Origin of the sequence: Proteus sp. G2675 (assembly GCF_963886535.1) — a bacterium.
GTDB lineage: Bacteria > Pseudomonadota > Gammaproteobacteria > Enterobacterales > Enterobacteriaceae > Proteus > Proteus mirabilis.
Map to the genome: position 1 here is coordinate 132,611 of NZ_CAWPCB010000024.1, position 11,889 is coordinate 144,499.

At 41.4% G+C, this 11,889-nt stretch carries 8 protein-coding genes; 3 read left to right on the top strand and 5 right to left on the bottom strand.

Going from position 1 to position 11,889, the window contains the following annotated elements:
- Positions 1-77: 77 nt before the first annotated feature.
- The 3 genes from AACQ49_RS06450 to uvrA form a co-directional block, all read right to left on the bottom strand.
- Positions 78-1,427, bottom strand: a complete 1,350-nt coding sequence (locus tag AACQ49_RS06450; RefSeq protein WP_004245900.1) for an L-cysteine desulfidase family protein — start codon at positions 1,425-1,427, stop codon at positions 78-80.
- A gap of 61 nt (positions 1,428-1,488) precedes the next feature.
- On the bottom strand, positions 1,489-2,820 hold the full coding sequence (locus AACQ49_RS06455; protein WP_004249166.1) for an amino acid permease: 1,332 nt from the start codon (positions 2,818-2,820) through the stop codon (positions 1,489-1,491).
- Positions 2,821-3,472: 652 nt separating this feature from the next.
- On the bottom strand, positions 3,473-6,307 hold the full coding sequence (gene uvrA / locus AACQ49_RS06460; RefSeq protein WP_004249165.1) for an excinuclease ABC subunit UvrA: 2,835 nt from the start codon (positions 6,305-6,307) through the stop codon (positions 3,473-3,475).
- 252 nt (positions 6,308-6,559) lie between these two features.
- On the opposite strand from uvrA, the gene ssb1 reads away from it, so the two are divergent.
- Both ssb1 and zur read left to right on the top strand, forming a co-directional pair.
- The gene (gene ssb1 / locus AACQ49_RS06465; RefSeq protein WP_004249162.1) at positions 6,560-7,084 is read left to right on the top strand and encodes a single-stranded DNA-binding protein SSB1; all 525 of its coding nucleotides are present in this window, start codon (positions 6,560-6,562) and stop codon (positions 7,082-7,084) included.
- Between the two features lie 341 nt (positions 7,085-7,425).
- Positions 7,426-7,956, top strand: a complete 531-nt coding sequence (zur, locus tag AACQ49_RS06470) for a zinc uptake transcriptional repressor Zur (protein WP_161778944.1) — start codon at positions 7,426-7,428, stop codon at positions 7,954-7,956.
- Positions 7,957-8,158: 202 nt separating this feature from the next.
- On the opposite strand, the gene lexA is transcribed toward zur, so the two are convergent.
- A complete protein-coding gene (gene lexA, locus AACQ49_RS06475; RefSeq protein ID WP_004245906.1) occupies positions 8,159-8,770 on the bottom strand; it encodes a transcriptional repressor LexA in 612 nt (203 codons plus the stop codon).
- A gap of 127 nt (positions 8,771-8,897) precedes the next feature.
- On the bottom strand, positions 8,898-9,269 hold the full coding sequence (locus tag AACQ49_RS06480) for a diacylglycerol kinase (protein WP_161778945.1): 372 nt from the start codon (positions 9,267-9,269) through the stop codon (positions 8,898-8,900).
- Between the two features lie 130 nt (positions 9,270-9,399).
- Between AACQ49_RS06480 and plsB the strand changes: the two genes are divergently transcribed.
- Positions 9,400-11,883, top strand: a complete 2,484-nt coding sequence (plsB, locus tag AACQ49_RS06485; protein ID WP_012368492.1) for a glycerol-3-phosphate 1-O-acyltransferase PlsB — start codon at positions 9,400-9,402, stop codon at positions 11,881-11,883.
- The last annotated feature ends 6 nt before the right edge of the window (positions 11,884-11,889 follow it).

The following is an 11,889-nucleotide window of genomic DNA, read 5'->3' on the forward strand; positions in this document are numbered from 1 at the left end:
ACCTGCCTATTTTCATAAGCAGGTATTTTCTTTACTGCATTACAACATTTTTCACTGTCTTTTTAGGTCTTTGCCTTTTATGCATTGACAGCTTGCTGCTTTTCCCCGGCATTACGGCGTGCTTTTTCTTCCATGATCTCAATAATTTGAATATCTGTATGTTGCATTGCACGACTGGCTAATGCGCAGAGATTCGCAATTGAACTATCAACATCATCACTGACAATCCCGTCAGTGCCCGCTACACTTTGATTTTGCATCGCCATTAAAACGGCTTTATACGCACTCGCCGCACTACTTGATACTTTCATTGCACAGCTATTCGAGGCGCCATCACAGATAATGCCACTAATATCACCAATCATACTGTTGATTGACATACTTACAGTGGTGAAATCTTTAGTCAGTAGCCATGCCATACCCGCAGCCGCCCCCATTGATGCAGTGGTTGCCGCACACAATGCAGACAGAGGTGGGAAATGGCTATGAACATAAATCGCCATTAAGTGCGATAAAACTAATGCCCGTAATAAAGTTTCGTCATCTGCTTGAATAAATTCAGCAACTACCATTACCGGCAATGTTGCAGCAATGCCTTGATTACCGGAGCCTGAGTTACTCATAGCAGGTAATACAGCGCCCCCCATACGTGCATCTGAAGCGGCAGACGTTCTTATCATGATTTCACTCAGTAAATCCTTACCTAATAAGCCATTCTCTTGCTGTGAAACCAGCGTCCGCCCTATCGCCAACCCATAACTATTTTTTAGTCCTTCTTCTGATAAAGCACCATTTAGATAAGCCGCATCAAGCATAAAGGCGACTTGATCTATAGGTACATTGAGTGCAAAGCGATAAATATCTTCAGCACAAACCGTCGCAAAAGGCTTTTCTTCTACGCTATCCCCGGCATGAGTCAAACTCGTTTTATCATCCTCAAAAACAACTTTGCCATTACACTCACAGCGCACAACATGGGTATGCTCTTTAGCAATACTGACAATGGCATAACCTGACTGACCATATACTTTTGCTTCGGAGTAGAGTACATCACTACATGGCGTTTTCACGCCAACCGTCACTTTTCCTTCAGCAACCAATGTCTTAGCCTGAGCGATAGCTTGTGGTGATGCTGTAAGTAATACTTCAAGGCCAGCATCCGGATTGCCCCCTGTCGCCCCTAATGCAGCCGCGATGGGCAATCCCGCCATTCCCGTTCCTGGTACTGTTACGCCCATTCCGTTTTTCATTAAATTAGGCGAAACCCACGCTTCAATACCAACAACAGGCTCAGCTAATAATGCGGTTGCTTTTGCCGCAGCTAATGCCAATGAAATCGGCTCAGTGCAACCTACTGCTGGCTTAACACCTTCACGTAATTGACGAATAAACTGCGACCATAAATGAGAATTATTGTTCTGGCTCATAATCTAACACCTTGGATTAATATCGTTTTTAATAACAGCTAACTCGAACCGCAGTTGACGACTATGAGAATGCCAAGAACGGAGAAACACAAAGTAGCAGACCCGTAAAGATAATCAGATAAAGTGATGCGCCTTTGTATTTATGTAACATCGGTACTTTGTACACTAGGTATGCAGGGATAAGACAACCGACCATACCAAAGATAGGACTACAAATTGAGGTAAAGCTCAGTACTGGTGCATTGAGAATAATGGCGCCCCAAGCTAACAGCACAGCAAAGATCATAATGCCGTTTTGTACCCATTTTTCATTGATTTTTTCAACGGGCATCATGCGCTGCAGAATATTCATCACAATTCCTTGTGTTGCTTCACGGAAACCGAGATAGACACCAAAGAATGCGGTCATTACTGCGAAAATATTCAGCATCACACTCACTACGGTTACCCAACCACCAGGGAAGAATTTTGCCGCAATCGCTAATGCAGAGATATTTTGCTCATAAGCTTTTACTGCTTCATCATGTCCCATTGCTAATGTGAAGGAGATTGCATAGAAAAACACCGTACAGAACAACACACCGAAAGCGATATTCATTGCACGTAATGCTTTATGACGCGCTACTTCACGATTTTGGTTACGACTACGATAAGAGATAACCATTGGGCTTAATGTTTGGATAAACAAAATAGAAGTTAATGTAAAAGGTAGTGTGATAATGGCTTCTTTAATTAAACGTCCGGCAGGGGGTAATGCGCCAACATTATACAGATGCCACATACCAATCATTGAAAGACCTAATGCCGCAACAACCAGTAGTTTTGTCATTACCATAAAGCTTGATAGCTTAAACAGTAATTGTTCACCACGAGAAGAAATAGCCACTAACGCACAGATTAAAATCAGACCATAGAATGGATTTTCTGATAATAAACTGTCAGTCACACCAAAAGTTTGTAGATAAGAAGCACTGTCATTCGTGATAGCTGTGGAATAGACAAACATCCAAATCACTAACATCACAAAATAGAGTGCACCTAATAAAATACCCCAGTTTTTACCGAGATAACCGGTGATAACGCTTGGGTAGTCTTTACACTCAGGAGATTCAGCCAACGTATTAATAAATAGGCGTTGGAAAAGGTACATTGCGGGGTAACCAATCACGGAGGAAAGTAAGAAAACCCACAATCCCATTAAGCCAACCTGTACAGGTAAAAAAACAATCCCTGCACCGATAGCCATACCGATACTCATGATAACCCAGCCCACATCATTGCCGTCAAATTTAATTGCTGCACGCCATTGTTCTTCTGTCATACCTGCTCGGCGAGCGCCAGCACTAGTTGCGGGATAGCTTGTTGTCTCTGTTTTTGAGGAAGCCGTTTCCATATTAGTACTCACTTTTTATATTGTAATTGTTAATAGCAAAACGAATTTTGGGGGTAAAAAGAACTATCTAACTTTGCGATGACCTAATAGCCTTACTTTTTGCAGGTATTTTTATTATGGGTAAATGATAGGAAATATTGCGGAGAAAAAAGTTGTTATAAATCGTGATAGCTGAAAACGTTTTGGGAAATAATTCTCTCACAAGGAGAAAAGTAGGATTATCTGTTCAAAGGGAACAGTAAATAATAACCTTCCCCCTACGGCAACCTTTTTATTTACATAATACTTTGAAATATAACAAAATATCACTATTGTTATACAATAATAGTCAAGTATAACAAATGAAACAAATCCATGAATAAACTGTGCTATGCATCACGATATACTATGATAATCCTTTCTATTTAGCTTTGTTATCTCGTATTTAGTTAAAATAATGTAATAAAACAGCAGAATTAACTATTTATTCTTTTTTTTATAAAAAGAGTGTTAATTATATAAAAAGCGGCTATCAGCGTGACTGACGAAAAAAGAATAGTTTTATCTAATAGAATTAATTTCTCTAATAAAATATCAAATTCCTTTTTATAAAGAAAAACGCTACAAACAAAATTTGTAGCGTTTAGACAAGAAGTGCGTAAACCGAGTGCTATTAATAACCGCGCTCTAAAATTGGTTTCAAAAACCTTGCCGTGTGGGAGCCTTCAAAGTCAGCAACTTGCTCTGGCGTACCGGATATCAAGATCTGACCACCACCACTGCCTCCTTCAGGCCCTAAATCAACGATCCAGTCAGCGGTTTTGATCACATCGAGGTTATGCTCAATCACCACAATTGTATTACCCTGATCACGCAACTGATGGAGCACATCAAGAAGTAACTCAATATCGGCAAAGTGCAAACCCGTGGTCGGTTCATCCAAAATATAGAGGGTTTGGCCTGTACCCCGTTTTGACAACTCTTTGGCTAATTTAACCCGTTGTGCTTCACCACCCGATAACGTAGTGGCAGACTGTCCTAAACGAATATAAGAGAGTCCCACATCAATCAATGTTTGTAGCTTACGCGCTAATGCGGGCACCGCATCAAAAAACTCTCTTGCTTCTTCGATTGTCATATCTAGCGCTTCGTGAATATTTTTCCCTTTATATTTAATCTCAAGGGTTTCACGATTATAACGTTGCCCTTTACACTGATCACAAGGCACATACACATCAGGTAAAAAGTGCATTTCAACTTTTAATACACCATCGCCTTGGCAAGCTTCGCAACGCCCCCCCTTCACGTTAAAACTAAAGCGCCCTGGCGTATAACCGCGAGTTCGTGATTCTGGTACACCAGCAAAAAGTTCACGGATCGGGGTAAATACTCCGGTATAAGTCGCAGGGTTGGAACGTGGCGTACGACCGATAGGACTTTGGTTAATATCAATCACTTTATCAAAGTGCTCTAATCCCTCAACGTCTAAATAAGGTGCTGGCACGCTATTAGTGGCGCCATTTAATTGACGTTGAGCAATGGGGAATAACGTATCATTAATTAAGGTTGATTTACCCGAGCCAGATACACCGGTAATACAAGTAAATAAACCAACAGGTATTTTTAAATTAACGTTTTTTAGGTTATTACCTTTCGCCCCTAAAATAGTGAGCATTTTTTCGCGATCAACAGGAACACGCTTTTCAGGGATAGCAATACGGCGTTCGCCACTTAAGAATTTACCGGTTAATGAGTTGGGATTATTAACAATATCTTCCAGTGTACCCTGAGCGACTATCTCACCACCATGAACGCCAGCACCCGGCCCAATATCAATAATATGATCAGCGGCACGGATAGCGTCTTCATCATGCTCAACGACGATCACCGTGTTACCTAAATCACGCAAGTGGATCAACGTTTCCAGTAGGCGATCGTTATCGCGTTGATGCAAACCAATTGAAGGCTCATCAAGTACATACATTACCCCTACTAATCCAGCACCAATTTGGCTTGCTAGGCGAATACGCTGCGCTTCGCCGCCTGATAATGTCTCCGCTGAACGAGAAAGAGTGAGGTAATTTAATCCCACATTGACCAAGAATTTTAATCTGTCACCAATCTCTTTTAATACTTTTTCGGCAATTTTCGCTCGCTGACCACTGAGTTTTAGATTTTGGAAAAAGCTCATCGCATGACCAATACTGTAATCCGCAATTTCAGGTAACGTGGTATTTTCAACATACACATGGCGAGCTTCGCGACGTAAGCGAGTACCACCACAAGAGGCGCAAGGACGATTGCTAATATATTTAGCTAACTCTTCACGCACCGCACTCGATTCTGTTTCACGATAGCGGCGCTCCATATTATTTAATACCCCTTCAAAAGGATGATGGCGAACCACAACATCCCCTCGATCATTGGTGTATTTAAATTCAATATTTTCTTTACCTGAACCGGATAAAATCACTTTCTGGATCTTGTCGGGTAATGAGTCAAAGGGGGCTTCAACATCAAAATGATAGTGCTCGCCTAATGAGCGCAACATTTGGAAATAGTAAAAATTGCGCCGATCCCACCCTTTAATCGCACCACCGGCCAGAGAGATTTCTCGATTCTGGATCACCAAATCAGGATCGAAAAATTGTTGAACCCCTAAACCATCACAAGTAGGACACGCACCTGCGGGGTTATTAAAAGAGAATAACCGTGGCTCTAGTTCACTCATGCTATAACCACAAATAGGACAGGCAAAGTTTGCAGAAAAAACGATATCTTCAGCACTGCTATCGTCCATATCAGAGATAACAGCAGTACCGCCAGAAAGCTCTAATGCGGTTTCAAAAGATTCTGCTAAACGTTGAGCCAGATCGTCACGAACTTTAAAGCGATCAATGACCACTTCAATGGTGTGCTTTTTCTGTAACTCCAAGGTAGGGGGATCTGATAAATCACACACTTCACCATCGATACGAGCACGAATATAGCCTTGTGCAGCAAGATTATTGAGTAATTTTACATGCTCACCTTTGCGCTCTTTTACGATTGGCGCCAATAACATTAAGCGTTTACCTTCAGGTTGCGCTAAAACATTATCCACCATTTGGCTTACCGTTTGAGCCGCTAAAGGGATATCGTGATCAGGACAGCGCGGTTCACCCACACGTGCAAATAATAGACGTAGGTAATCGTGGATCTCGGTAATGGTGCCGACCGTTGAGCGTGGGTTATGTGATGTCGATTTCTGCTCAATCGAAATAGCGGGCGATAACCCTTCAATATGATCAACATCAGGCTTTTCCATTAAGGAAAGAAACTGACGAGCATAAGCTGAAAGCGATTCAACGTAACGCCGTTGGCCTTCCGCATAAAGCGTATCAAAGGCTAAAGAGGATTTACCTGAGCCAGAAAGTCCCGTAATAACAATAAGTTTATCGCGGGGAATGACCAAATTGATATTTTTTAGGTTATGGGTGCGAGCGCCCCGTACTTCGATTTTATCCATGAATATATCCCGGATTAAGTGAGTCGCCGAAAAAGAAAGAATCGGATAATTATGACACAAAACTAGCTGAATGGATATACAGTATATATATTGAAACTGAATGATAATGAAAATTTGCCATATTAAGACAACAAAATGTCGATCCTGTTCTCAATGGAGAAATTCATTACTCATCATATTCAAATTTTAGCTTACGTGATAAACTTCATCGCTTATGATTTCAAAAAATTTACTTTCGCAGGAGTACCTCACATGGCGAGCAGAGGCGTTAACAAAGTTATTCTTATCGGTAATTTAGGGCAGGATCCAGAAATCCGTTATATGCCAAGTGGTGGTGCAGTGGCAAATCTGACACTAGCAACTTCAGAAAGCTGGCGCGACAAACAAACCGGTGAAATGAAAGAGAAAACCGAATGGCACCGTGTGGTCATTTTCGGCAAACTAGCAGAAATTGCTGGCGAGTATCTGCGTAAAGGTTCACAAGTTTATATTGAAGGTCAATTACAAACACGTAAATGGCAAGATCAAAGTGGTCAAGATCGCTACAGCACTGAAGTTGTGGTGAATATCGGTGGCACAATGCAGATGTTAGGTGGCCGTGGTGGTCAAGATAATGCACCTTCACAAGGCCAAGGCGGTTGGGGTCAACCTCAGCAACCACAAGCATCACAACAGTTTAGTGGTGGCGCACCATCTCGCCCAGCACAACAACCCGCAGCGGCACCAGCGCCAAGTAATGAACCACCAATGGACTTTGATGACGATATTCCGTTCTGACGGTTACTTAAGAACTTACCTTATCTTCTAAGTCATATAACATCAAACGCTAAAGCCTGTTATATCATTAACGGGCTTTTCTTTGTTTCATGCTTACCTCGTATTTGCCAATCCTATTGTCACACCTTGTCTATTTCCCATTGACTATTACTCGTTCATCATTGGCGTTAAGATAAGTCTTGTGAATGAGTATTAGCCCCTTTCACCATGGTTAGATTTGATTTACTGATAATGACAATTTATAACGTTATTTTCTCAAAATCCCACTTTCCACAAAGGTTTGCTCAAAAAAAATATGGTAAGATCATCGTAATTAATCACGTCTGAGAGCATCCTATCCTATGAATGAAGAGAAATTGCTCGCTCAGGCAGAAAAGATCTGCCAGAAACGAGGTGTTCGCCTGACTTCACAACGTCTGGCAGTATTGCGTCTGATCATGCAACAACCTACCGCAATCAGCGCTTATGATTTATTAGATTTATTACGCCAAGTAGAGCCTCAAGCTAAACCACCTACCGTATATCGTGGATTGGAATTTCTACTTGAACAAGGTTTTATTCACAAAATAGAATCCACCAATAGCTATGTGCTTTGTCATCATTTTGATGATGCTGAGCATACATCGGTGATGTTAATTTGTGATCGCTGCTTATCAGTCACAGAAAAAAGTAGCCATAAAATTGAAGGGGTGATCACCACACTCGCTAAAGATAATGGCTTTCATTTACGCCATAGTGTAATTGAAATTCATGGGCTGTGCGCTCAGTGCCATGAAGCCCAAGCCTGTACACATCCGGAAGGTTGTCACCATGATCATAGTATGGATGATAATCTTAAGCAGAAAAAAACCGGTGACTATAAGCCTCGTTAAGCAGATAAAAGATAAAAAGTCAGCGGAACATATGTTTTTTGTATAAATTAAAAAGAGAAAATGCAGATGATTTTATGTTTTTACACATCATCTGCATCTTTTTGACGTTCTCCCCGCCCTGATGAACTGGAGGACGAGGTTTTACGGCGCATCTGATACAATAATTTGTATTGAATGACTTAGATACAAATTATGATACAAATTACAGCCATTCGCCGTTACGGATAACCCCTACTGCTAATCCTTCCACAGTAAAGCTCTGCTCACGTAAATCAACGATAATAGGTGAAAACTCTGGATTTTCTGCGTGCAGTTCTATCTTACTACCGACTTTCTTAAATCGTTTTACGGTTACTTCATCTTCAATACGTGCGACAATCACTTGGCCATTATGGACATCTTGTGTTTTATGCACAGCAAGTAGATCGCCATCCATAATACCGATATCTTTCATCGACATACCATTAACACGCAGTAAAAAATCTGCGCTCGGTTTAAAAAGCATAGGATCAACTTGATAATGGCTTTCGATATGCTCTTGCGCTAAAAGTGGTTCACCGGCTGCAACTCGTCCAATTAATGGTAAGCCTTCAGGCTCTTCTTCAAGTAGCAAACGGATACCTCTAGATGCACCAGAGACAATTTCTATCACGCCTTTGCGAGCAAGTGCTTTTAAATGCTCTTCTGCCGCATTAGGTGAGCGAAAACCAAGTTGGGAAGCGATTTCCGCCCGTGTTGGTGGCATACCCGTTTGCGAAATGTGATCACGAACCAAATCGTAAACCTGCTGCTGCCTTGCAGTTAATGCTTTCATTCCGCCCCCTGTTTGTTTATACAGTCAGACTGTGAGTATATACAGGTATATGCCGATTGGGAACTACAAATGCATATAAAACACGCATCTTTGCATTATTTTTCGACAATTGTCGATTTTTTTTACTTTATGCAAAAAAATGATGCCAAAGAATGGTTCCCCAAGTAAATAATCCCAATATAATAGCGACGAGAACGGCAGCTGATCCCATATCCTTTGCTCGTCCTGATAATTCATGACGTTCTGTACCAATGCGATCGACGACAGCTTCTATAGCACTATTGACCAGTTCTAAAATGACGACAAAGACGACTGAACCAATCAATAAAATGCGCTCTAGAACACTGACATCGATAAAAAATGCAAGGATAATTGCTATTAAGGTCACAATAGCTTCTTGTCTAAAAGCGGCTTCATTGATCCAAGCGGCGCGTAAGCCCTGATATGAATAGCCACCAGCTTTAATGATTCGGGTAAGACCTTTATTTTGATTAGCCATAATAAACTCTATCGAAAACAAACGATTATTTTGCCACTTTTCTCTATTAATATTGTCACAGCACCACAGATCTACGAAAGACTTTCTGTTATGCTTTCGAAGTATTGCTAATAAGAGGCTACAACTATTTATGTCAGCTTGGCGTAAACTATATTATAACACATTGAATTTACCACTGAAATTGTTGGTAAAAAGTAAACGAGTTCCGACTGATCCTATCACTGAGTTAGGCTTAGATACGTCGCGATCTTTCCTTTATGTTCTGCCTTATCACTCTAAAGCAGACTTACTGACATTACGTCAGCAATGTTTATCTCTTGGCTTGCCAGATCCTCTGCAACCCATAGAAATTAACGGAACCAAACTGCCAGCCTACGTCTTTATTGACGATGGTCCTAGAGTATTCCGTTACTACTCTCCCGATCCGCGTAAAGATTCAGTGAAAACATTCCATGCTTATCTTGATGCTCATCGTAACAATCCGCATCTTGATATTGAAATGTTACCTGCTTCAGTGATGTTCGGTCGCTCACCGGGTCGAGAAGGTCATAATGGCGTCCCCCATTTGCGCTTATTAAATGGGATCCAAAAATTTATTGCCATCCTCTGGCTAGGTCGAGATAGTTTTGTCCGTTTCTCGCCGACCGTATCCATGCGCCAAATGGCGAATGAACATGGAACCGATACCAGCATTGCTCGAAAACTTGCGCGTGTGGCACGTATTCACTTTTCACGTCAGCGTTTAGCAGCAGTTGGCCCAAAACTGCCTGCACGCCAAGATCTCTTCAATAAACTATTGGCATCCAAAGCCATTGAAAAAGCCATTGAAGATGAAGCAAAAGCGAAAAAAATTACGCTTGATAAAGCACGTAAAAATGCCACTGATATCATGGAAGAGATCGCCGCTAATTTCTCTTATGAAGCGGTACGAATGACTGATCGTGTATTAAGCTGGACATGGAATAAGCTCTATCAAGGTATCAACGTTTTTAATGCAGAACGTGTGCGCCAACTTGCGCAAGATGGACATGAAATTGTCTACGTACCTTGTCACCGTAGTCATATGGACTACTTATTGCTTTCCTATGTACTTTATCATCAAGGATTGGTTCCCCCACATATTGCTGCGGGTATTAACCTTAATTTCTGGCCAGCAGGACCGATTTTCCGTCATTTAGGGGCTTTCTTTATTCGTCGAACCTTTAAAGGAAATAAACTTTATTCAACCATCTTCCGGGAATATTTAGGTGAATTATTCTCTCGAGGCTACTCTATTGAATATTTTGTTGAAGGTGGACGCTCCCGTACAGGTCGACTGTTAGATCCTAAAACAGGGACGCTGTCAATGACCGTGCAAGCCATGTTACGTGGTGAGACACGCCCTATTTCCATCGTTCCCATTTATATTGGCTATGAGCATGTCATGGAAGTTGCCACTTATGCCAAAGAGTTGCGTGGTGCGACAAAAGAGAAAGAAGGTTTTATGCAGATGATCAGAGGATTGCGTAAACTACGTAACCTTGGTCAAGGCTATGTCAATTTTGGTGAACCTATTTCGCTATCACAATATCTTAATCAGGCCGTGCCTGACTGGCGCGATGATATTGATCCCATTGAGCCACAACGTCCAAGCTGGTTAAATCCTGCAGTTAGTGCGTTAGCGGATAATATTATGGTCAATATTAATAATGCCGCTTCGATTAATGCGATTAACCTTGTCTCTACGGCGTTGCTAGCGTCCCGTCAGCGAGCACTAACTAAAGAACAATTATTAGAGCAAATAGATTGTTATCTACAGTTACTGCGTAATGTGCCTTACTCATCAGATATGGTTGTCCCCGATAAAAGCTCAGAGACATTATTAGCACACGCCTTGCAAACAGATAAATTCCAAGTTGAGCAGGATAGTCTTGGTGATATTATTATATTGCCTCGTGAAAGTGCCGTATTGATGACTTATTATCGCAATAACACCATTCACTTAATGGTTACACCATCATTAATTGCGAGCATTGTCTTGCATCACGAGCGTATTCACCGTGATGACTTAATGAAACAGGTAGAATTAATTTTCCCTCTTATCAAAGCTGAGTTGTTTATTCGCTATGAAAAAGAGGAGTTACCTGATGTGGTTAATACACTGATTAGTGAGCTTTGTCGCCAGCGTCTAATTTGCTGTGCTGATGATGGCATATTACGGATCAATCCAGCACGTATTCGCCCATTACAGCTTTTAGCAGCAAGTGTTAGAGAAACGCTACAGCGTTATGGTATTACGCTCTCTCTACTCAATTTTGCTCCTGAAATTAGCCGTGCACTATTAGAAAGAGAAAGCCGCATTTTGGCGCAACGACTTTCTGTATTGCATGGTATTAACGCACCTGAGTTCTTTGATAAAGCGGTTTTCTCCACTTTAGTTTCTACACTGCGTGAAGAAGGTTATCTCAAAGATAATGAAGATATCCTCAAAGCAGATGCCTCTGCACTTTACCAAGTTATTGCGAAATTAATGTCACCAGAAATTCGTTTAACCATTGAGAGTGTAGGCGTTACTGAAGATAACAATTCAGCACAAGCGATTGAGGAAAACCCTGAATCCAACATGGATAAGTAGTTGCTT